The organism is Gemmatimonadota bacterium (assembly GCA_016719105.1).
Lineage (GTDB): Bacteria > Gemmatimonadota > Gemmatimonadetes > Gemmatimonadales > Gemmatimonadaceae > SCN-70-22.
Genome location: JADKAQ010000001.1, coordinates 680,389 through 701,297, shown reverse-complemented (window position 1 = coordinate 701,297; position 20,909 = coordinate 680,389). Strand labels below are relative to the sequence as shown.

The 20,909-nt window shown below is 69.3% G+C and carries 16 protein-coding genes and 1 pseudogene; 8 read left to right on the top strand and 9 right to left on the bottom strand.

Annotated features, from left to right (window positions below; genetic code table 11):
• Positions 1-149 precede the first annotated feature (149 nt).
• The 6 genes from rpmA to IPN47_03025 form a co-directional block, all read right to left on the bottom strand.
• Positions 150-428 carry a 50S ribosomal protein L27 gene (rpmA, locus tag IPN47_03050; protein MBK9407023.1) on the bottom strand — a complete coding sequence of 93 codons (279 nt, stop codon included), beginning with the start codon at positions 426-428 and terminating at the stop codon, positions 150-152.
• Between the two features lie 12 nt (positions 429-440).
• A complete protein-coding gene (gene rplU, locus IPN47_03045; GenBank protein ID MBK9407022.1) occupies positions 441-758 on the bottom strand; it encodes a 50S ribosomal protein L21 in 318 nt (105 codons plus the stop codon).
• A gap of 67 nt (positions 759-825) precedes the next feature.
• Positions 826-2,385, bottom strand: coding sequence for an Rne/Rng family ribonuclease (locus IPN47_03040; GenBank protein MBK9407021.1), 1,560 nt, complete (start codon positions 2,383-2,385; stop codon positions 826-828).
• Between the two features lie 414 nt (positions 2,386-2,799).
• A complete protein-coding gene (locus IPN47_03035; protein MBK9407020.1) occupies positions 2,800-3,354 on the bottom strand; it encodes an isoprenylcysteine carboxylmethyltransferase family protein in 555 nt (184 codons plus the stop codon).
• Positions 3,351-4,571, bottom strand: coding sequence for an acyl-CoA dehydrogenase family protein (locus IPN47_03030; GenBank protein MBK9407019.1), 1,221 nt, complete (start codon positions 4,569-4,571; stop codon positions 3,351-3,353). The genes IPN47_03035 and IPN47_03030 overlap by 4 nt, the downstream gene beginning before the upstream one ends.
• A gap of 91 nt (positions 4,572-4,662) precedes the next feature.
• The gene (locus IPN47_03025; GenBank protein ID MBK9407018.1) at positions 4,663-6,354 is read right to left on the bottom strand and encodes a RecQ family ATP-dependent DNA helicase; all 1,692 of its coding nucleotides are present in this window, start codon (positions 6,352-6,354) and stop codon (positions 4,663-4,665) included.
• A 142-nt stretch (positions 6,355-6,496) separates the two neighbouring features.
• On the opposite strand from IPN47_03025, the gene IPN47_03020 reads away from it, so the two are divergent.
• Entirely contained in the window at positions 6,497-8,155 is a 1,659-nt protein-coding gene (locus IPN47_03020) for a response regulator (protein ID MBK9407017.1), read from the top strand.
• A 58-nt stretch (positions 8,156-8,213) separates the two neighbouring features.
• On the opposite strand, the gene IPN47_03015 is transcribed toward IPN47_03020, so the two are convergent.
• From IPN47_03015 to hypF, 3 genes are all read right to left on the bottom strand, one after another.
• Positions 8,214-10,700, bottom strand: a complete 2,487-nt coding sequence (locus IPN47_03015; protein MBK9407016.1) for a U32 family peptidase — start codon at positions 10,698-10,700, stop codon at positions 8,214-8,216.
• Between the two features lie 156 nt (positions 10,701-10,856).
• Positions 10,857-11,528, bottom strand: coding sequence for a sulfite exporter TauE/SafE family protein (locus IPN47_03010; protein MBK9407015.1), 672 nt, complete (start codon positions 11,526-11,528; stop codon positions 10,857-10,859).
• On the bottom strand, positions 11,525-13,855 hold the full coding sequence (gene hypF / locus IPN47_03005; GenBank protein ID MBK9407014.1) for a carbamoyltransferase HypF: 2,331 nt from the start codon (positions 13,853-13,855) through the stop codon (positions 11,525-11,527). Before hypF ends, IPN47_03010 begins: the two co-directional genes overlap by 4 nt.
• A 121-nt stretch (positions 13,856-13,976) precedes the next feature.
• On the opposite strand from hypF, the gene IPN47_03000 reads away from it, so the two are divergent.
• The 7 genes and pseudogenes from IPN47_03000 to IPN47_02970 all read left to right on the top strand — a co-directional run bounded on the left by IPN47_03000 (position 13,977) and on the right by IPN47_02970 (position 20,906).
• Positions 13,977-14,762 carry a DUF1641 domain-containing protein gene (locus IPN47_03000; protein ID MBK9407013.1) on the top strand — a complete coding sequence of 262 codons (786 nt, stop codon included), beginning with the start codon at positions 13,977-13,979 and terminating at the stop codon, positions 14,760-14,762.
• Between the two features lie 6 nt (positions 14,763-14,768).
• On the top strand, positions 14,769-15,116 hold the full coding sequence (hypA, locus tag IPN47_02995; protein MBK9407012.1) for a hydrogenase maturation nickel metallochaperone HypA: 348 nt from the start codon (positions 14,769-14,771) through the stop codon (positions 15,114-15,116).
• Positions 15,113-15,808 (top strand): hydrogenase nickel incorporation protein HypB, encoded by a 696-nt coding sequence (hypB, locus tag IPN47_02990; protein ID MBK9407011.1) that lies wholly within the window; start codon positions 15,113-15,115, stop codon positions 15,806-15,808. The genes hypA and hypB overlap by 4 nt, the downstream gene beginning before the upstream one ends.
• Positions 15,805-17,541 carry a GAF domain-containing sensor histidine kinase gene (locus IPN47_02985; GenBank protein MBK9407010.1) on the top strand — a complete coding sequence of 579 codons (1,737 nt, stop codon included), beginning with the start codon at positions 15,805-15,807 and terminating at the stop codon, positions 17,539-17,541. Before hypB ends, IPN47_02985 begins: the two co-directional genes overlap by 4 nt.
• Positions 17,541-18,197 carry a response regulator transcription factor gene (locus tag IPN47_02980; GenBank protein MBK9407009.1) on the top strand — a complete coding sequence of 219 codons (657 nt, stop codon included), beginning with the start codon at positions 17,541-17,543 and terminating at the stop codon, positions 18,195-18,197. The genes IPN47_02985 and IPN47_02980 overlap by 1 nt, the downstream gene beginning before the upstream one ends.
• A gap of 85 nt (positions 18,198-18,282) precedes the next feature.
• Entirely contained in the window at positions 18,283-19,254 is a 972-nt protein-coding gene (locus IPN47_02975) for a hydrogenase (protein MBK9407008.1), read from the top strand.
• A gap of 46 nt (positions 19,255-19,300) precedes the next feature.
• Positions 19,301-20,906 (top strand): annotated as a pseudogene (locus IPN47_02970) (nickel-dependent hydrogenase large subunit).
• The last annotated feature ends 3 nt before the right edge of the window (positions 20,907-20,909 follow it).

The following is a 20,909-nucleotide window of genomic DNA, read 5'->3' as shown; positions in this document are numbered from 1 at the left end:
GGCGGTGCTCCGTCGTTCTGCCCGTCCGACCCCCGCGGCCGCCCCCGGCTGTCGCGACCGCGTGTTGCGTCCGCGGCGTCGTTCTCGCTGGCCGGACAAACGAAAACGCCCCCGGCGAACCGGAGGCGTTGTCATCAGCGCGGTGCAGATCAGGCGGCGGGAACCGTCTCGACCGGGAACGGGTCGACGCTCACCTGCTGGCGCTTCTTGTCCTTGTGGTGGAAGCGGACGACGCCATCGACGAGCGCGTAGATGGTGTAGTCGGTGCCGAGTCCGACGTTCTGCCCCGGGTGCCACCGCGTGCCGCACTGGCGCACGATGATGTTCCCGGCGCGGACGGCCTCGCCCCCGTACTTCTTGATTCCGCGGTACTTCGGATTGCTGTCGCGCCCGTTGCGGGACGAGCCGACGCCCTTTTTATGTGCCATGGTGTCCCCTCGTCAGCCGAGCGTGATGTCCTTGATGCGGACTTCCGTGAACCCCTGCCGGTGCCCCTGCTTGCGGGCGTAGTTCTTCCGGCGCTTGAACTTGAACACGACGATCTTTTCGCCGCGACCATGCTTCACGATCTCGCCGGTCACCTTGGCACCGGTAAGGTACGGGACGCCGGTACGGACGGTCGAGCCGTCGGAGCCGAGCAGTACTTCGTTGAATTCAACCGAGGCGCCGGCATCGCCGGGGAGCGTCGCGATGCGCAGCGTCGACCCGGGCTGAACCCGATACTGCTTGCCGCCGGTGCGGATAATGGCGTAGGTCATGGTCTCGAAACGGAAAAAAGAATGCGAGCCCGAAAAGCTAGTCGTGGCATAGGGTTCGGTCAACCCGCTACGCGACCGAGTATTGCTGCGTTACGTCCCGCCCTGCTCCCTTCACCACCAGCTTGAATTCGTCGGGGCGCAGGAGCGGATCATCGCGCATCTCCACCGCGAAGCCGGCCGCCTTCTCCAGCTTCCGAAGATAGTCCTTCTCCTGATCCAGCACGTACAGGGCGACCTCCGGGTGCAGCTTCACCACCAACGGTTCCCGGCGCCCCTCGACCGCCATCCGCTTCACCGACCGCTCCACGCGGCGCGCGATAGTCTCGGGGGTGAAGACGCGACCGGTCCCGTTGCAGGTCGGACATGCCTCGGTCATCTGCTGCAGGTGGCTCTGGCGGACGCGCTGGCGCGTCATCTCGATCAACCCGAGATCGGAGACCGGAAAGGCCTTGGTACGGGCTCGGTCGCGCCCCAGGTGGGTGCGGATCTCCTGGAGCACCCGATCGCGGTTGCTCTTGGTCTCCATGTCGATGAAGTCGGCCACGATGATCCCCCCCATGTCGCGCAGGCGGATCTGTCGGGCGACCTCACGGGCGGCCTCGAGGTTGGTCTTCAGGATGGTCTTCTCGGGGTCCTTCTTGCCGGTGAACCGCCCCGAATTCACGTCGATCGAGACCAACGCCTCGGTCGGCTCGATGATCAAGTAGCCGCCGGACGGGAGCTCACACCGACGCTTGAACAGGTCGCGGATCTCGGTCTCGATCTCCGCCTTGTCGAACAGCGGGACGTTCCCCTCATACAGCTGAACGCGCTCGATGAGTTCGGGGGCGATCCCCTTGAGGTACTCGACGATCTCGTTGAAGACCTGCTTGGAGTCGACCTGAATCGACTCGACCTTGGTGCTGAAGATGTCGCGGATGATCCCGCGGGTGAGCGAGGTCTCGCGGTGGAGCTGGACGGGGGCGCGGACGAAGGTCGTCTTCTTCTTCACCCGCTTCCAGGTCGCCATCAGCGTGTTGAGCTCGCGCTGGAAGGCCTCTGGCGTCGCATCTTCACCCACGGTGCGGACGATCACCCCGCCCGACTTGGGCGGAAGAATGGCCTCAACCTGTTCGCGCAGGCGGGCGCGCTCGGTCCGGTCGCCGATCTTCCGGCTCACCCCGACGCGCGAGGCGTGCGGCATGTACACCAGAAAGCGCCCGGCCAGCGACACCTCGGCGGTGACCCGGGGCCCCTTGGTGGAGATGGGCTCCTTGGACACCTGCACGATCAGCGTGTCGCCCTTCTTGATGACGTCCTGGATGGGGGGCGCCTTGGCGCGACGCGAGCGGCGTGGGGCGTCTTCGGCCTCCTCGCCCTCCTCTTCCTCGCCATCGTCGTCCTCGTCGTCGTCGCTCCCGGGAACGACGAGGTCAGAGGCATGCAGGAATGCACTCTTCTCGGTCCCGATGTCGACGAAGGCCGCCTGGATCCCGGGCTGGACCGCTTCGACTTTCCCCAGATAGATGTCGCCGACCATCCGCCGTGCTTCGGGGCGGTCGACGAGCATTTCAACGAGCTGGTCGTCCTCGATGATGGCGACGCGGATTTCCCGCGACGTCGAGCTGATGAGTATCTCGCGTTTCATCGGAAGTCCCCCCTCGCCACCGGCTTCGCGACTCGAGGCCAATGGCAGGGCGGACGCATGAGAGGGTGGGTGCGGTCCCGGGAAGACCAGCGCTCCCCGGGCGACGCAGAGACCGACGGAATGGCCTGACGGCGCGCGCGATCGACCACGTCGAGGTCGTCACCACTGGGCTCCGCGTCGCCGCGGACGGAAACGGCGTGAACCCGTGGTGGATGCGACCCGACGTGCGATGCCGAGGAGTCACCCTCGAGACACGCACCACAGCACCGGCCGAGCCGGGACGGCGCGACACGCGCGCCGCCGGACTCGGCGTGAACAGCCGGACGTGCGCGAGTCGCGCGCGCGTCCGCGTGAAAAGCGACGCGACCCCGGAGGAGACGCGGCGAACCAGGGCGGCGACGATCGCCCCCTGCCTCATCCGATGACTCCCCGCAGTCGCAAGACCAACCATGTCATGCCCCCAAGATAGCCCATCAGCGCCCGCCATTCGCCATGCCGCATGTAGAGCGCGGCGCTAAAGGGGGTTCCCTCCCCCTGCCCGGAGCCCTTCCACGCGGTAAGACGAGGAAAGAAGGCAGGGACATTCCGCTCGAAGTCGGGATACGTGTCGGGGAACTTCTCGAGGATCTTGGCGCGCTCGCGCGCGATCGTGGGGCCGTAGATCAGCAACCAGAAGACGGCCACGAAGATCAGGAGCGCCCAGTGCGCGGCGATGGCGAAGCCGCAGGCGATGAGAAAGCCCCCGAAGTACAGCGGGTTGCGGGTGTGGGCGTAGGGCCCGGTGGTCGCGAGCTTGTCGTTCTTGATGATGTGCCCCGCCGCCCAGGCCCGGACGAGGATCCCGAGGAAGGCGACGATCGCGCCGGCGAGCAGCGTCTCTCGGCTGGGGCGGGCGAAGGCGAGATAGAGCCCCCCGACCACGAAGCCGAGGGGGAGCCGGAGCCGTGACGCGAGACGCGAAAGGGTCACGCCGTGACGTCCTTCAGCAGCTCCCTGGCGATGACGAGGCGCTGAATCTCGCTCGTCCCTTCCCCGATCTCACAGATCTTGGCGTCGCGCATCATGCGCTCGACCGGGTACTCCTTGGTGTAGCCGTAGCCGCCGTGCACCTGGATGGCCTTGATGGTCGCGCGCATGGCCAGCTCGGAGCAGAAGAGCTTGGCCATGGCGGCCGGCTTGGTGACGTTGAGGCCGCGCTGGAGCATCGAGGCCGCGTGGTACACGAGGTGCTTCCCCGCCTCGATTTCCGTGGCCATGTCGGCGAGCTGGAACGAGATCCCCTGGAACGAGGAGATCGGCTGGCCGAACTGCTTGCGAACGGTCGAGTACTTGAGCGCTTCCTCGAACGCTCCCTCGGCGATCCCTAACGAGAGCGCGGCGATCCCGATGCGCCCCGCGTCGAGGGTTCGCATGAAGTTCGAGAAGCCATGGCCCTCAGCGCCTAGCAGGTTCTCGGCAGGGACCTCGACGTCCTCGAAGATGAGTTCGCGCGTGTCGGAGGCGCGCCATCCGAGCTTGTCTTCCTTGCGCCCCGACTTGAAGCCAGGCATGGGGACGAGTTCCGGGGCGTGCCCGATGCCATGCTCCTGCGCCCGCACCAGGTCGTCGTTCCCCTTGGTGAGGATGAAGGCGGAGATCCCGCCGCGCGTCCCCTTGGTGGGGTCGGTGACGGCGGTGACGACGAAGATCTCGCCGACCCCTCCGTGGGTGATGAAGCGCTTGGACCCGTTCAGGATGTAGCGATCGCCCTTCTTGACCGCGGTCGTGCGCGTGCCGCCGGCGTCGCTGCCGGCCCCCTCCTCGGTGAGGCCGAAGCCGCCCATGACGCGCCCCGACGCCAGGAGCGGCACGAAGCGCTGACGCTGCTGGTCGTTCCCGAAATACACGATGGGGGAGGTGCCGAGCGTCGTGTGAGCGGAGACGGTGAGCCCGTGCGACGCATCGACCTTGGCCAGCTCGTGGATGACGAGCATGTAGCTCGTGAGGTCGAGCCCCGCGCCCCCGAGCTCTTCGGCCCACGGGACGCCGAGGAGCCCGAGTTCGGCCATCTTGGCGATGTTCTCCCAGGGGAACTCCGCGCTGGCGTCGTAGCGGGCGGCGACGGGGGCGACCTCGTCACGTGCAAAGGCCCGGACCATGTCGCGGACCTGATAGTGCTGCTCGGAAAAGTACTGCGAATCGTCCATACCGATCGATGTCGTGGAGGCGCGTCGCCTTGCGGTGCGCGGCGTTAGGTCCGGCTCGTCCCGCCTGCACACGACTGATGAGGGGCGGGGGTCACGCCCCGCAACCGCACACGTCGCACGCGCCGCATGGTCCCGCCGGCCCGGCGTCGCCGAAATATCGAAGCAGGACCAGACGGCGGCAACGCGTCGTCTCCACCAGTCGCGCGAGCTGCGCATGGCGCCAGAGATCGCGTGCCTGACGCGTGGCATGACGCGCCACCAGCTGTGCGAGCACGGCGTCCGACGGGGGGCGCGTGATGCGCCACGCGGGCCCCACGGGATACCAGACGCCGAGTTGCCGTCCCTGCACGCGTGCCAGGAAACGCGCGACGTCACCGCCTGGCGCCACACCGGCGAGGAGGCGGTGCGGGAGCGGGGCGCCCTGACGCGCGAGGCGCTCATCACACGACCGGAGCGCCTGGAGCGCGGCGACGTCCGCCGGGTCGAGCGTCGGGTCGGTGGCGAGCCGACGATCGGTCGCGACAAGGCGGAGGATCCCACCGCGCGGGCCGGGTTCCAGCACCCCGGCTTCGCACAACAAACGGAGTGCAGCGGCCACGTCCCGGGCCGGCGTGTTCGTGGCTTGGGCCAGGGGCACCGTGGCATCACCTTCGGTGGCCGCGTGCGCACAGTGGGCCTCGGTGGCGGCGACGCACGCGACCAACCGCCGGAGCAGTGGCTCGGTGACGCGGCCGGCGGCCAGGCGCGCCCGGGCCCGCGCGAGATCGTTAGGCCCGCACAAGAGATGGCACTCCGCCATCCCCCCGTCCCGCCCGCCCCGCCCTGCCTCTTGATAGTAGGCCTCGAGCGTGAGCGGCGGCTCGGCGTGGGCCACGAGGCGCACGTCGGGCTTGTCGACCCCCATGCCGAAGGCGTTGGTGGCGACGATGACGGCAAGGTCGTTGGCGTGAAACCGGTCCTGCAGGCGCCCGCGCTCCCCGGCAGGGAGCCCGGCGTGAAAGGGGGCGGCGCTGATGCCGCCGCGGGTGATGGCGGCCGCCAGCTGCTCGGTGCCGCGTCGCGTGGACGCATACATCACGGCGGGACCGGGGGCGCCACGCGCCAGGGCGAGCAGGCGCGTTAGGCGGGTGGTGTCATCGGGGACGGGCTCGACCCGCAGCCGGAGGTTCGCGCGATCGAAGCCGCCGGCGAGCACCAGGGGATCGCGCAGGGCGAGACGGCCGATGATGTCGCGGGCCGTGCGCGGGGTGGCGGTGGCCGTGAGCGCGACGGTGGGCGGTGCGCCCAGGGCCTCGCGCACCGCGCCGAGGGCGAGATACGCCGGCCGGAACGACTCGCCCCACTCCGAGATGCAATGCGCCTCGTCGACGGCCAGGAGGCGCGGGGCGGCGCGGGCCAGGCGTTCGCGCGTGCGCGGCGCCGAGAGCGCCTCGGGGGCGAGATACAGGAGATCGAGCGCCTTGGCCTCGAGGGCGCGCCAGGCCGCCTCGCGCTCCTCCTGGCTCACGGCCCCCGAGAGCTGCGCCGCGCGCAGGCCCCGACGGCGGAGCGCATCGACCTGGTCCTTCATCAGGGCCACCAGCGGGGAGATCACCAGCGACGGCGTGAGTCCGCAGGCGGCCGGCAGCTGGTAGCAGAGCGACTTGCCGCCGCCCGTGGGAAGGATGACGAGCACGTCGCGGCCGCTGGCGACCGCGTCGAAGGCGGCGCGCTGGGTTGGACGCAAGGCGGCGATGCCAAAGCGCCGCAGCATCTCGTCTGTCGGTGACGCAATGCGTGACATGCGAAGAACGTGTGGCCGGGAACACCACTTACCCTCACCCGAATCACGCCATATCATCCCAATCCATTGCGTTGCGACGCTGCCGAGGGCGAGGAGCCCCGGGCGCGCGGCGGCCCCGCGCCTTGCGCGGCCCGACTCCAGCATGACGGATGCCTTGATCGATTCAGTCGCCCTCTGGACGGCCGTGACGTTAGGCGCGCTGTTCGGGGGGCAGGTCCTCATACGACGTACGCGCGCCCGCTCCCTCGAGGACGTGCCGTCCCCGGCACCTCCGTGGGGCGTCCTGGCGCTCGGCGGCGCCGGCGCAGTCCAGTTCGCCGTGGCACTGCTGCAGGCGGCGACGTCGCCGCCTACCGACGTATCGTCGCTGCTCCCGATCGTGCTCGGCGGCCTCTTGGGCGCGACGTCGGTCTACTACGCGGCGGCGCTCTGGCAACGACCGCGGGAGGGTCGCCAGTCGCGGTCGGCCAACGAGCACCGAGGCGTGGCGGCGGCCGAGGCAGGCGCGGATGCGCCCACGTTGGTGGATCCGCTCCCGAGCGACGCCCCCGCCCTTCCGCCGGCGCCGTCGCGACTGGCCGCCCTGCTACTCGAGGGGCCAACGGACGACGGCGCGACCTCGTTCTCGGCGGATCCGGCGGAGTTCGACGCACGCGTGATGCACGCCAACCGCATGCAGAGCATCGGACGGCTGGCGGGAGGCATCGCACACGATTTCAACAACCTCCTCACATCGATCCTCACGAGCGCGGAACTCGCGCGCGAGGCGGTCCCGGACGAGCATGGGATCACGCCTGACCTGGAGGAGATCCGACGGGCCGGGACGCGCGCCTCGGAGCTGACGCGCCAACTCCTCGCCTTCGCCCGTCGCGACGTGAGTCGCCCCCGGGTGCTCGACGCCAATACGCTCCTCGCGAACCTGGCGATGATGTTGCGCCGATTGCTGGGCGAGACGATCACCCTGCACATCTCGTTAGGGAACGACCTCCCCCTCCTGCTGGCCGATCCGGCGCAGCTCGAGCAAGTGATCGTCAACCTCGCGGTGAACGCGCGTGATGCCATGCCCCACGGGGGGGAGTTGCAGCTGCGCAGCTTCCGCGGGGCGCCCCGGCAGGATCACGGCGGGGCCACACGCTCGGCTGGCGTCGTGCTCGAGGTCCAGGATACGGGGCTCGGGATGAGCGCGGAGGTGCGCCAGCGCCTGTTCGAGCCGTTCTTCACGACGAAGATGCCCGGGCGCGGCACAGGACTTGGGCTCGCGACCTGCCACGCCATCATCACGGCGCACAACGGGGAGATCGAGGTGGAGAGCGTGGAAGGACGGGGGTCGACCTTCCGCGTCTGGCTCCCGAGCACCGAGGAGCGCGATGAGGGGCGCAGTGCCGCGACGTTCGAGGAGCACCCGCGATCGCCAGGTGATGCCGCGCAGGTGATCCTCCTCGTCGAGGACGACGGGGACGTGCGAGCCTCGACCGCCCGCGCGCTGCGCCGCGCGGGCTACGTGGTGCTCGACGCCGGCGATGGCGAAGAGGCGTTGCAGCTGGTGGCGGCACGCCCCACCCCGGTCGACCTGGTCGTCACCGATGTCGTCATGCCGCGTTTGGGGGGAGCCGAGTTGGCGCGCCGACTCCAGCAACGCTGGCCCGAGCTGCCGGTCCTCTTCATGTCCGGGTATCCCGGCGACTCGCCCAAGGTGGCGGAGGTCGAGGCGACGGGCGCGCACGTGCTCGAGAAGCCGTACACGCCGACGATCCTCCTGTTCGAGATCCGGCTTCGGCTGGACGCCACGCGACCCGCCTGACGAGAACGGCTTGACGCGACGGGAGGGCCCCACGCAGGGCCCCCCGCCGTTCCAGCGACTAGACCGCGCGCGCGAAGTGACCGCGCGTGAACTGATGCTCGAGGCGTTCCCGCACCGCGAGCGCCGGCGCCTGTTCGCCGCGTGCGAGGGCCGAGCAGAGGCGTGCGAACTCGCCCACGACCAAGGCGACGGGGTCGCCCGGGACGTTGAACAGGAGGCGGTAGCTCCGCACCCCGGCCGCCCAGAGGCGCGGGACGAACTCGGACCCTTCGATCGGGCGCGAGTGCAGCAGGCGATTCCGGCACGCCGCGTCGGTCGCGACGGGGAAGGTATAGCCGGCGGGGTCGGTGATTTCGACGACCGGGTGCTTCTGTACGCAGAGGTCACGACAGGTCGTGGCCTCCCGATCGAAGGCCGCCGAAAGGACACAGTGCTCGATGGTCATCCCCTCGGGGCGGCCGTACGCGACGACCTCGAATCCGCGCCCTTCCCACGGCGCCACCAGCTGCACGATCTCGTCGGCGGTGAGTTCGACCGACGCGGCGATGCGTGCGACGCCCCGCGAGAAGAACTCGGCGGCGGTGTACGCATTGAAGACGTTCACGGCGTAGTCGGCGGCCACGTCGCGCCCCCCGCCCGCGAGCGCCACCGCGAGACCGGCATGCCCGGTCAGAATCGGGAGCTGCAACGCGAGCCACTTGTCCAGGGTGCGCCGTTCCTCGGGACGCACGATGGTGGGGGTGCGCAGGCGCAGCGTCACGCCGCTCGCCGCCAGCTCGTCGCGCAGCGTCGCCAGGCGCGAGGCCGGCGGAATGGGATGGCGCAGGAACGGGTCGAAGATGACCTCCGTGGCGCCCGCCGCCGCGGCGGTGCGCGCATCCTCGAGCGACGCCACTTCCGCCGAGAGGGTGAAGCCATCGTGCACCGGGACGGCTGGCGCCGGCGGCGTCGAAACGGCGTCGGCGATGCGCGCATCGCGTTCTGCCAGCTGGGCCACGCGTGCCCAGTCACGCCGGACCAGCAGCTCGTCGACCGCCGCCTGCCGCAGGCGGTTGATCTCGCTCACGGGAAGGAAGAGCCCGTCGGCGAGCGCCGTCACGTCGAGCGCGCCTAACGTGAACGGTGTCTCGCCCAGGCGCCCGAGCTGTTCGCGCAGCTTGGCGTAGTCGAGGGCGCGCTGCGCGGCCGGGGCGAGCGCCGTCTCACTCCGGCGCTCCACCACCTCGTCGCCGGCGGTGAAGATCGCCTTGAGCGGCGAACCGGCGCTGCCGAACAGGCGCACGTCGAGTCGCTGCCGGCGCCCACGCACCGGAACCGGGAGCGCGGCAAACGAGGCGCGCGCGCGCTCGAGCAGCGCCGCCTCGGCACTACGCACCACGCGCCACCCCGCGTTCACCCACTCGCGCGTGGCGATGGCCTGCCGAATCACCCCGGCACGCTCGCTGACGGTACGTACCTTGGTGATGGAAAAGCCCGTCGGCTGGCCGGCGGCCCCCTCGGGGGGTTCGAAGCCGAGCCCGTCACCCGGACAGACCGGATGCGTGACGTCGATGAGCAGCTCCTGCCCGTCGCGCCCGACGACGACGCCGAGCTCGTGCCCTCGATTGTCAGGCTGGGAGCGCGTGATGTACGTGCGCCCCGCGCGCCCGGTGAACATCCCGCTCGTGAAGCCGCGCGAGAAGATCTGCACGAGCGGCCGCACCTCGTCCGCCGTCGCCGTGACGGGCTCGCCAGCCGCAACGCGGTCGAGGAAGTCGCGATACGTGCGGGTGACCGTGGCGACGTACTCGGGCTTCTTCTTGCGACCTTCGACCTTGAGGCAGCCGACGCCGATCTCGGCGAGTTGGGCGATCTGGTCGTGCGCCGCCAGGTCCTTGGCCGAGATGAGGTAGCCACGATCGAGTTCCGCGCCCGTCGTGGTGTCGGTGAGCACGTAGTCCTTGCGGCACGACTGCGCACACGAGCCGCGGTTGGCGCTCCGCTCGGAGATCATCCCCGACATGAAGCACTGCCCGGAGTACGAGATGCAGAGCGCGCCGTGGACGAAGGTCTCGAGCCCGAGGTCGGGGACGGCGGCGCGAATGGCGCGCACGTCGTCGAGCGTGTTCTCGCGCGACAGCACCACGCGCTCGATGCCAACGTCGCGCATGAGGCGCGCCCCGTCGGCATCATGCACGGTCATCTGCGTGGAGCCGTGGATTTCGAAGCCGGGATAGACGCGCTGGATGAGGCGCACGAGCCCGAGGTCCTGCACGATCGCCGCATCGATTCCGCGGTCGATCGCCTCGCCCAGGAGGGAGAGGGCGTCGGTCAGCTCTGCGGGCTTGACCAGGATGTTGAGCGTGAGATAGACGCGCGCCCCGCCCGCGTGGGCGATAACACAGGCCTGCTCGAGCTCGTCGAGCGACAGCTGTGCCCCCTCGTCCCGCGCGTTGAATCGCTCCGCGCCCAGGTAGACGGCATTGGCGCCGTTGGCCACGGCGGCCCGCACGGCGTCGATGGAGCCGGCCGGTGCGAGGAGTTCGGGGATGGGGCGCTTGGACATAGGGGGAGGAATCTAACCGCGACGCCCTCCGATCCCGAACATCTCACTCCCGTCATGCGCCTCCCGGGGATTCACCGGGAGTGGCCGGCGCGCCGTCCCCTCAGCGGCGCTGGCCGAACGAATGGAGCTGGAGCCCGTGGCGACGCGCGCTCGGCACTAGCCGAGAAAGGTCCGCCACCCGAGCATCACCCCAACGAGCGACGAGGCGAGCGCTGCGCCAACGCGGATGCGGCTCGCGACGCGGTCGCTCCGCGCAGCGGCGAGGCCGGAGACGGCGCCGGTCAGGAAAGAGACGGTCGACATGCCCGCCACCGTGCCGAGCCCGAACGCGGCGAGGTAGCCAAACTGCGCCTGGATGGACGAGGCCGCGGCGACGAGCAGCACGACGACGGCGCCGCTTCCGGCCATGCCGTGGGCGACCCCAAACCAGAGGGAGCGTGTCACCGTCCGGATGCCGGGGTCGTGCGAATGCGGAGCGTGCGCGTCGTGGGCGTGCGCGTGCGGGAGGCCGAGCCCACGACGGTGCCGTCGCGCTTCGCCCCAGAGCGTGGAGACGCCGAGCAGGACGAGCAGGAGGGCGACGCCCATCTCGGCGATGCGATAGAAGCGGTCGGGGACGTGGACGCCAAGCACGATGAGGGCGACGGCGACGATGGCGACGCTGGCCGTGTGTCCGATCCCCCACGCGACGCCGAGCCGCGCGGCGTGCCCCAGCCCGCGGCCACGCGTGGCCAGCGTGGTGACGGCGGCGAGGTGATCGGGCTCGAAGGCATGACGGAAGCCGACGAGGAACCCCACGCCGACGAACGTCAGCATCCCCACGTTCATGACACGTCCTCCGTCGCGGCGGCGACCATCGCCTGTCCGAGCGCGAGCCCGCCGTCGTTAGGTGGCACCCGGTGGTGCGTATACACAGTGAATCCCGCGGCGCGCAGGCGCGCGGTCGCGAGCGAGAGGAGGAGCACGTTCTGGAACACACCGCCGGTCAGCCCGACGCGGTTGACGCCGCGTGCCGCCCGCACAGCATCGGCCACGGCGACGATGCACGCCGCCAGCGCGTCATGGACCGCCCGTGCAATATCGCGCGGCGACCGGCCGCGCGCTCGGTCGGTCGCGACCCGCTGCAGGACGTGGGCGCCGTCGAAGACGACGGGGACGCTGTCCCCACCGCTCAGCGGGAAGTGATAATCGCCATCGCCGTCGGCGCCCGCGAGGGCGAGGGCCTCGAACTCAATCGCCGCCTGCCCCTCGTAACTCACGGCCTGGCGCACGCCGGCGAGCGAGGCGGCCGCGTCGAGGAACCGACCCATCGAGGAGGTCGTGGCGCAGTTGATCCGACGCTCGAGTTGGGTGCGGAGGATGCGGCGCTCCGTGACGCCGAGGGCAGCCGCGGAGGCCGTGCCATCCCAGTCGTAGCCTGCTGCCCACAGTTGGGCCAGCGCGACACGCGCGGGATGGCGGACGGCGGCATCGCCTCCCGGAAGGGGGGTCGTGGCGAGGTGCGCGACCCGGTCGACGCCTCGCACGTCGCCGAGCAAGACTTCCCCCCCCCAGATCGTTCCATCGGTCCCGTAGCCGGTGCCGTCGAAGACAAAGGCGAGGAGGGGCTCGTCAGGCGCAAGGGCGTGTTCGGTGAACAGGGCGGCCAGATGCGCGTGATGATGCTGGACCGCGACCACGGGGAGCCCACGCTCGGCGGCGATGGTGCGCGCCCACTGCGTCGAGCGATAGCCCGGATGCAGGTCGCAGGCGATGCGCGCGGGGCGCACGCGAAAGAGGCGCTCCAGATGATGGCAGGCGCGCTCCATCGCTTCCATCGTCTCGAGGTTCCCCAGGTCACCGATGTGCGGCGTGAGGAAGGCGTACCGGTCGCGCGTGAGGCACGCGGTCGCCTTGAGTTCCGCGCCGACCGCGAGGATAGACGGCACCGCATGCGGCAGGCGAACCGGATACGGGGCGTAGCCGCGCGACCGGCGTATCGGAAGCTCGCCTTCCTCGTGGACGCGCACTACAGAATCGTCGCACACCACATGGATCGGACGATCGTGCGTCAGGAAGCCGTCGACGATCGGGGCGAGGCGCGTGAGCGCCTCATCGTTGTCGCGGGCGATCGGCTCCTCGCTGAGGTTCCCCGACGTGAGCACGAGGGGCCCAAAGGCGGCAAGCAGGTGATGCAGCGGCGACGGCGGCAGCATCACGCCGAGCGTCGATTGGCCGGGGGCGACGCTGGAGGCGAGGGGGTGGTCGGGCGCCGTGCGGCGCGCGAGCAGGACGATGGGACGCTCCGGGGCCTGCAGGAGCGTCGCCTCGGCAGGGGAGACGGTCGCGAACCGACGGGCCGTCGCGACATCGGCGACGAGCAGGGCGAGCGGCTTCTCCGCCCGTTGCTTGCGCGCGCGCAACCGCGCCACGGCGTCCTCACGCGTCGCATCGCACGCGAGGTGAAAGCCCCCCACCCCCTTCACCGCCACGGTGCCGCCGCGCGTAAGCATGGCGAGCGCTTCCCGCATCGCCGCCTCGCCCACCTCAGGCGCGGCGTCCGGGACGTCGATCCGGTGCCAGGCGAGCGTCGGACCGCACGTGGGGCAGGCATTCGGCTGCGCGTGAAAGCGTCGGTTGTCCGGGGCGTCGTACTCACGTTGGCACGCCTCGCACATGACGAAGCCCGCCATCGTCGTGTTCGGCCGATCGTACGGCACGTCACGCACGATGGAGTACCGCGGACCGCAGTTGGTGCAATTGATGAACGGGTAGCGATAGCGCCGGTCGGCGGGATCCTCGAGTTCCCGCAGGCAGTCGGCGCACGGCGCCACGTCGGCGGCGACGGGGGTCACGGCGCCCGGGGTCGCCGCGCTGGCGAGGATGCGGAAGGCCGTCTCCCCACGAGGGGCGAGGGCGACGGCGTGCACTGACTCGATGCGGGCGAGGGGGGGTGCTTCGACCCGCAGGGCCTCGAGAAAGGCGTCCACCCGCGATTCTTCTCCCTCGAGTTCGAGGAAGACCCCGGCGCCGTCGTTGCCGACGTGTCCGCCGACGCCGAAGCGGCCGGCGAGGGCATGGGCGAAGGGTCGGAAGCCGACCCCCTGCACGACCCCGCGCACGTGCACGTGGCGCCTAACGATCGCCATGGGGGGCAGCACGGGGCCGGCGGTCATGATCGCCACGTTGTGGCCGAAGCCCGGGTGGTCGGAATAGCATGTTCATGCCATAACGCGTGAGGGCGGCGGGCCATACTGTGTCCCGGCATCGCCCGAACCCCGCTACCGGAGGACCACAATGGGGATCACCCTCCCCCCGCCGAGCACTACAGCTCAAGAGCAGTTGCTGGCCCGCCTCTCCGAGGAGAAGACCGTGGAGGCGCTCAACCGCCTCCTGGACCGATTGGACGTCATCGCCTTCGTCGCCGAAGCGCTCGACGGCTTCCTCGGACGCGCCAACGTAGTGGCCGATTCGGTCGCCTCGAGCATGGCCGATCTGCGCAAGCTGGCAGGAGAGGCGGGGACGGCGGAAGTGGTGGAGAAGCTGCCGAAGCTCGCCAAGGCGGGGGTCAAGCTGGCCGACGCCACCGACAACCCCGCGTTCGCGCGCCTGATGGAGTCGGGGATCCTGGAGAAGCTGGGCGACGAGAAGACGATCGGCTCCATCAAGGCGCTCATCGAGCGACTCGAGCTGGCCGTCTTCACGCTCGAAGCGCTGGACGGCTGGCTGCGGCGTGGTGACGACATCGCGCAGGCGCTGGCCCAGGGAGCGGACGACCTCCGTGGCGTCGTGCCGAACATCGACGTGCAGAAGGTGCGTGAGGTCCTCACGGCGTTGCCGCCACTGGTGGACGCGGGCAAGACGCTGATCGCCTCCGGAATGCTGGAGACGAAGACCGTCGCGGTGCTCGGCTCCATCGGCCGATCGGCGGCACAGTCGTACGACGAGGCGAAGTCGCACAAACATGCGCCGAGGCAGCTTGGCGTGTTCGCGCTCATGCGCGAGCTTAAGGATCCGGATGTGAATCGGGCCCTGGACTTCCTGCTGCGCGTGGCCAAGGCCTACGGGCAGTCCCTCAAGTAGAGGTCGATGCACGAGCTGTCACTGGCCCACGGAATCGTCGAGCAAGCGTCGGAGGCGGCCCAGCGGGCCAACGCACAACGGGTGGTGTCGGTGCAGCTCAAGGTGGGGCGCCTGGCCGGAGTGGAGCCAGGCGCCCTGCTCTTCTGTTATGACCTTGCGACGCAGGGAACGCCGCTGGAAGGCTCGCGCCTCGAGATTGTCGAGCTACCATTGATCGTGTGGTGCGCGCATTGCCTGATGGAAGTCGAGTTGCCCGGGGTGCAGCGCTTTCGCTGTCCCACGTGCGACACCCCATGCGGGGAGATCCGGCAGGGGCGCGAGATGGAGATTGCCTCGTTGGAGATTGAGCCATGAGCCAGACGCGCATCGTCGAAGTTCGCGCGGGGATCCTCAAGAAGAACGACGAACTCGCGCGCGCGCTCCGGAGCCGGTTCGAGCAGGCGGGGGTGTACGTGGTGAACCTCGTGTCGAGTCCAGGGACGGGAAAGACGCAGTTCCTTGAGCGCACGCTCACCGACCTGGTGTCGTCGGGGATCAAGGCCGCGGCGCTCGTGGGCGACCTCGAGACCGACAACGACGCCAAACGACTGGCGCGGAGCGGTGCCCCCGCGCGACAGATCAACACGCATGGGCGCTGCCATCTCGAGGCGGAGATGATCGGGGAATTCCTGGGCGACTGGGACCTGGCGTCGCTCGACTTCCTCTTCATCGAGAACGTCGGCAACCTGGTGTGCCCGGCGAGCTACGATCTCGGCGAAGCGTTGCGCGTGGCGCTGTTGTCGGTGACGGAGGGCGAGGACAAGCCGCTCAAGTATCCCACGATGTTCAACTCGGCCGACGTCGCGCTCATCACCAAGATGGACCTGGCCGAGGCGTGCGAGTTCGATCGCGAGGCGGCGCACACGGCCATTCGCGAGGTACGGCCGGGGATGACGATCCTCGAAGTGTCGTCGAAGCGCGGGACCGGGATGGCGGCGTGGATGACGCTGCTGCAGGAACGGCGCGCGGCGTGGGTCGCGCAGCGCGGCGCGACCGCCCCGGCATGACCGCGCCCCCCGGAGCGACAGTTTCGGGGGGAGGAGTCACGCCGCCGGTGGGCGGCGACGGGATGGACCGCGCGCGAGGAGCCGTCGACTCGCTGCACGCCGCGGCGCGCGCGGTGGCGCAGGAGCCCGATGCGCGCGAACTCACGCAGGCGCTGGCGCAGCAGGTGGTGCTGACCATGCGCTGCGAGTGGGCGACCGTGGCCATGGTCGTGAACGATCAGGTCACGGTATCGGCGACCGCCCGGCACGGCGTGGGCATCACGCACGATCAGCCCAACGATTCGCAGCGGGCGCTGCTGGAGTGGGTGGCCCAGCGCCGGCAGCTGTTCGTGGGGCACGATGCGACGTCGCTGATTGCCGGGGCGGGGATCGCCCTGGACGAAATGGGGGCTCGGCAGGCCGTGGTCGTCCCTGCCCTGCATCACCAGGGACAGGCGGTGGCCGTGCTCCTGGCGGCCGACCGGCGGGTCGGGACCGGGTTCGGCCCCCTCGACGTTCGCCTCCTCGAGACGATCGCCCAGCAGGCGGTCGTGGGCTTCGATCGCGCCATCCTGCTCGACCAGCTCGGCGAATGGACGCGCGGCATGGAGGCGCTGCTGGCGTTCAGCGCGGCGGTCAACCAGCAGCGCGACCCGTCGACGCTGGTGCGTGACATGGTCGAACACACGGCACGCTTTCTCAACGCCGACGGGGGGCGCGCAGGACTCGCCGAGCGCGACGAGTCGAGCGACGACCTGGTGATGGTCTCACAGGCACGCTGGCGGCACGGGGCGTGGTGTGAGGCGCCGCGTCGATGGACGCGTCAGGCGGGGCTTCCGGGCTACGTGCTCGAGAACGAGTTCCCGTATCTCGCGGCCGACTATCCCGACGACCGCCTGGCCGATGAGGAGCTGCGAGGCGAGGTGCGGTACGCGCTCTGCGTTCCGATCAAGAACAGCGAGCATCAGGTGCTGGGCTTCTTCGAGCTGCATCGCGGCGACGGCGGCCAGCCGTTCACGTGGCACGACGCCGCCTTCCTCGAATCGTTGGCCAACACGACGGCCGTCGCCATCGAGAACGCGCGACTCGTGGGGGCGCTCGCCGCCAAGAACGACGAGGTCCGCGCCTTGTCGGCGCACCACGTGAACCGCCTCGAGGCGGAACGCCAGCACATTGCCCGCGAACTCCACGACGAGGCGGGACAGGCGCTGGTCGGGGTCAAGCTCGCCCTGCAGGCGATGGCGCACTCGGTGCCCGACAGCCTCCCGGCCATCAAGGAGCCGCTGGCACAGCTGCGCAACGAGGTGAACCAGGCGACGGCGCGACTGCGCACGCTGGCGCGCCGCCTGCGCCCTCCCACGCTGGACCAGCTCGGCCTGCACGCCGCGTTGCAGCAGTTGGCGCAGGAAGCGGGCGACCGCTCGGGCCTCGTCGTCTCGCTCGACCTCGCGAGCCTCCCGTCGCGCCTGGCACCGGACATGGAGACCGCGCTCTTCCGCATCACGCAGGAGGCGTTGACCAACGTCGCCAACCATGCCGACGCCGCGCAGGTCGACATCTCGTTAGGGCTCTGCGACCGGATGCTCTACTTGCGCATCCACGACGACGGCTGCGGCTTCGATCCCACGGCCACCAGCGGCGGATTGGGGTTGCTCGGCATTCGCGAGCGGGTGGGGATGCTGGGTGGCGAATTCGCCGTGACGAGCAGCGCTGGGCACGGTGCGACGCTCCTGGTCAAGGTTCCCCCCCGCTGATGGCCCCGCATCGCATTCTCCTGGTCGATGACCACGCCCTCGTTCGGCGCGGGCTCGCGGCGCTCCTCCACACCGACGGGCGCTTTCGCGTCGTCGCGGAGGCGGGGTCCGGGGAGGCGGCGATCGTGAGCGCCATGCAGGAGAAGCCCGACGTCGTCATCCTCGACATGTCGATGCCGCGCATGGACGGGCTGGAGACGTTGCGTCGCCTGCGCACCCTTCCCATCCGCCCGAGGGTGCTGATCCTCTCGATGTATGACGAGGCGCACTTCGTGGCGCAGGCGATGAACGACGGAGCCGATGGCTACCTGCTCAAGGACGCGATGGACGACGAGCTGTTCCACGCGCTGGAGGCCGTGATGCGCGGGCAGCGCTACGTGGCGTCGACGATCGATCGGTCGCAGGTGCACGCGGCGGCGACGAATCCCTCGCAGCTCACGACGCGGGAACGCGAGGTCCTGCAGCTCATCGCCAACGGGCACACGACACAGGAGGTGGCGGAACAGCTCAACATCTCGCCGCACACGGCGACCCGGCACCGGGCGAACCTGATGCAGAAGCTGGGGGTGCACAATCAGGTGGAGCTGATCCGCGTGGCGTCGCAGCGCGGGCTGATCCTGCTGCCGCGCACGGCCGCTGGCGGGGGCGCTACCTAGTTCTTGCTATTGTCGCCCTGCTGGCTCGGCGACAACGTGGCGCCGTTCGATTGACCCATCCTTTACATGGGGAAGGAGACTCGTAATGGCAACCGTGTTGTGGCTGCAGGGCGGCGCGTGTTCCGGAAACACGATGTCGTTCCTCAACGCCGAGGAACCGAGTGCGTGCGACTTGGTGACCGACTTCGGCATCGACCTGCTGTGGCATCCCTCGCTGGGCATGGAAATGGGCGAGAACGCGCAGCGGTTGCTGCACGATCTCGCCGCTGGGCGGAAGCAGCTCGACCTGTTCGTCTTTGAGGGGACGGTGATCCTCGGGCCCAACGGAACGGGACGCTTCAACATGTTCGCCGACCGTCCGATGAAGGACTGGGTTCGCGAACTCGCGGCGCAGGCCGGGGCGGTGGTCGCGCTGGGCGACTGCGCGTGCTGGGGCGGGATCCCCGCCACGGAGCCGAACCCGGTCGACAACGTCGGGCTCCAGTACCTCAAGCGGAACCACGGCGGCTTCCTGGGCGCGGATTTCAAGTCCAAGTGGGGACTGCCGGTGGTCAACATCCCGGGATGCCCCGCGCATCCGGACTGGGTCACGCAGATCCTGGTGGCCATCGCGGCCGGTCGCGCCGGCGACATCGCGCTCGACGAACTGCAGCGCCCGGTGACGTTCTTCAAGACGTTCACGCAGACCGGCTGCACGCGCGTGCAGTACTTCGAGTACAAGCAGTCGACGATGGAGTTCGGCCAGGGGACCCGTCAGGGGTGCCTGTTCTACGAACTCGGCTGCCGCGGCCCGATGACGCACTCGCCGTGCAACCGCATCCTCTGGAATCGCCAGTCGTCCAAGACGCGCGCCGGGATGCCCTGCACCGGGTGCACCGAGCCGGAGTTCCCGTTCCACGACCTCAAGCCGGGAACGGTCTTCAAGACGCAGAAGATCAGCGGCACGATCCCGAAGGAAGTCCCGAGCGGGACCGACCATGTGTCGTACATGGCCCATGCAGCGGCGGCGCGCATCGCGGCGCCCAAGTGGGCGAAAGAAGACATGTTCGTCGTCTGATCACCCTCGACACAGAGCATACGTAATGGCCACGACGACCATGCCCATGCCGTCCGACATGCGGATCTCCCCGCTCGGACGTGTCGAGGGCGACCTGGACCTGAAGATCTCGCTGCGTGACGGTGTCGTCACCAGCGCCTGGACCGAAGCGAGCATGTTTCGCGGCTTCGAGATCATCCTGCGCGGGAAGGATCCGCAGGCGGGGCTGATCGTGACGCCGCGCATCTGCGGCATCTGCGGCGGGAGCCACCTCACCAAGGCGGTCTACGCGCTGGACACGGCGTGGAAGACGCACGTGCCGCACAACGCGACGCTCATCCGCAACATCGCGCAGGCCTGCGAGACGCTGCTGTCGATTCCGCGCTGGTTCTACGCCCTGTTCGCGATCGACCTGACCAACAAGAACTACGCGAAGCTCCCCGAGTACGACGAAGTGGTGCGTCGCTTTGCCCCGTTTGTCGGGACGAGCTTCGAGCCGGGCGTCACGCTGTCGGCCAAGCCGTGCGAAGTGTACGCCATCTTCGGCGGGCAGTGGCCGCACTCGTCGTTCATGATCCCGGGGGGCGTGATGTGCGCCCCGTCGCTGTCGGACGTGACGCGCTCGATCGCCATCCTCGACATGTGGAAGCGCGAGTGGCTGGAGAAGCAGTGGCTGGGCTGCTCCATCGAGCGCTGGCTGGAGATCAAGAGCTGGGACGAGATGCTGGCGTGGGCCGACGAGAACGAGTCACAGCGCAAGTCCGACTGCGCCCTGTTCATCCGTTTCGCCTTGGCGGCCGGGCTGCACAAGTATGGCGGCGGTGTGGGCTCGTACCTCGCGACGGGGACGTTCTTCAAGCCCGACCTGTACGACCATCCCACCGTCGACGGGCGCAACGACGCGCTCATCACGCGCTCCGGCATCTACGACGGCAAGGGGTATCACGACTTCGATCACCTCAACGTGCGCGAGGACACGGCGCACTCGTTCTACCGCGGCGACAAGTCGTTGCACCCGTGGCAGGGTGAGACCGACCCGATCGATCCGCTCGAGGGGAAGAAGCAGGACAAGTACTCGTGGGCCAAGTCGCCGCGTTACGACGTTCCCCGGGCAGGGTGCCAAGCCGCTCGAGGTGGGGCCGCTCGCGCGTCAGGTGATCGCCGGCAAGCCGAACGCTGCCGCGCACCAGGACTTCGATCCGCTCTTCCGCGACATCGTCCAGCAGCACGGGCCCAGCATCTTCACCCGCGTGATGGCACGCATGCACGAGGCGCCGAAGTACTTCAAGTACACCCGCCAGTGGCTCGACCAGATCGACCTGCACGACCGCTTCTACAACAAGCCGGTGGAGCATGAGCAGGGGCGCGGCTTTGGCGCGACCGAAGCGGCCCGCGGGGCGCTCGCCGATTGGCTCGTGTTGAGCAACGGCCGAATCGAGAACTACCAGGTCATCACGCCGACCGCGTGGAACATCGGCCCGCGCGATCGTACGGGGACGCTGGGCCCGATGGAGCAGGCGTTCATCGGCGCGCAGATCACCGATCCCAGCGATCCGGTGGAGATGGGACACGTCGCCCGGTCGTTCGACTCGTGCCTCGTGTGCACGGTGCACGCGTACGACGAGAAGAGCGGCAAGGAACTCTCGCGCTTCCGTATCGGCGAGTTAGGTTGATCG

Bases quoted from the DNA above. Each gene is read 5' to 3' on its own strand.
- hypA (MBK9407012.1), top strand. From the start codon at position 14,769: ATGCACGAGCTGTCACTGGCCCACGGAATCGTCGAGCAAGCGTCGGAG.
- rpmA (MBK9407023.1), bottom strand. From the start codon at position 428: ATGGCACATAAAAAGGGCGTCGGCTCGTCCCGCAACGGGCGCGACAGC.
- IPN47_03015 (MBK9407016.1), bottom strand. From the start codon at position 10,700: ATGTCCAAGCGCCCCATCCCCGAACTCCTCGCACCGGCCGGCTCCATC.
- IPN47_03020 (MBK9407017.1), top strand. From the start codon at position 6,497: ATGACGGATGCCTTGATCGATTCAGTCGCCCTCTGGACGGCCGTGACG.
- IPN47_03030 (MBK9407019.1), bottom strand. From the start codon at position 4,571: ATGGACGATTCGCAGTACTTTTCCGAGCAGCACTATCAGGTCCGCGAC.
- IPN47_02975 (MBK9407008.1), top strand. From the start codon at position 18,283: ATGGCAACCGTGTTGTGGCTGCAGGGCGGCGCGTGTTCCGGAAACACG.
- hypF (MBK9407014.1), bottom strand. From the start codon at position 13,855: ATGACCGCCGGCCCCGTGCTGCCCCCCATGGCGATCGTTAGGCGCCAC.
- IPN47_02980 (MBK9407009.1), top strand. From the start codon at position 17,541: ATGGCCCCGCATCGCATTCTCCTGGTCGATGACCACGCCCTCGTTCGG.
- IPN47_03025 (MBK9407018.1), bottom strand. From the start codon at position 6,354: ATGTCACGCATTGCGTCACCGACAGACGAGATGCTGCGGCGCTTTGGC.
- rplU (MBK9407022.1), bottom strand. From the start codon at position 758: ATGACCTACGCCATTATCCGCACCGGCGGCAAGCAGTATCGGGTTCAG.
- hypB (MBK9407011.1), top strand. From the start codon at position 15,113: ATGAGCCAGACGCGCATCGTCGAAGTTCGCGCGGGGATCCTCAAGAAG.
- IPN47_03000 (MBK9407013.1), top strand. From the start codon at position 13,977: ATGGGGATCACCCTCCCCCCGCCGAGCACTACAGCTCAAGAGCAGTTG.
- IPN47_03010 (MBK9407015.1), bottom strand. From the start codon at position 11,528: ATGAACGTGGGGATGCTGACGTTCGTCGGCGTGGGGTTCCTCGTCGGC.
- IPN47_03040 (MBK9407021.1), bottom strand. From the start codon at position 2,385: ATGAAACGCGAGATACTCATCAGCTCGACGTCGCGGGAAATCCGCGTC.
- IPN47_02985 (MBK9407010.1), top strand. From the start codon at position 15,805: ATGACCGCGCCCCCCGGAGCGACAGTTTCGGGGGGAGGAGTCACGCCG.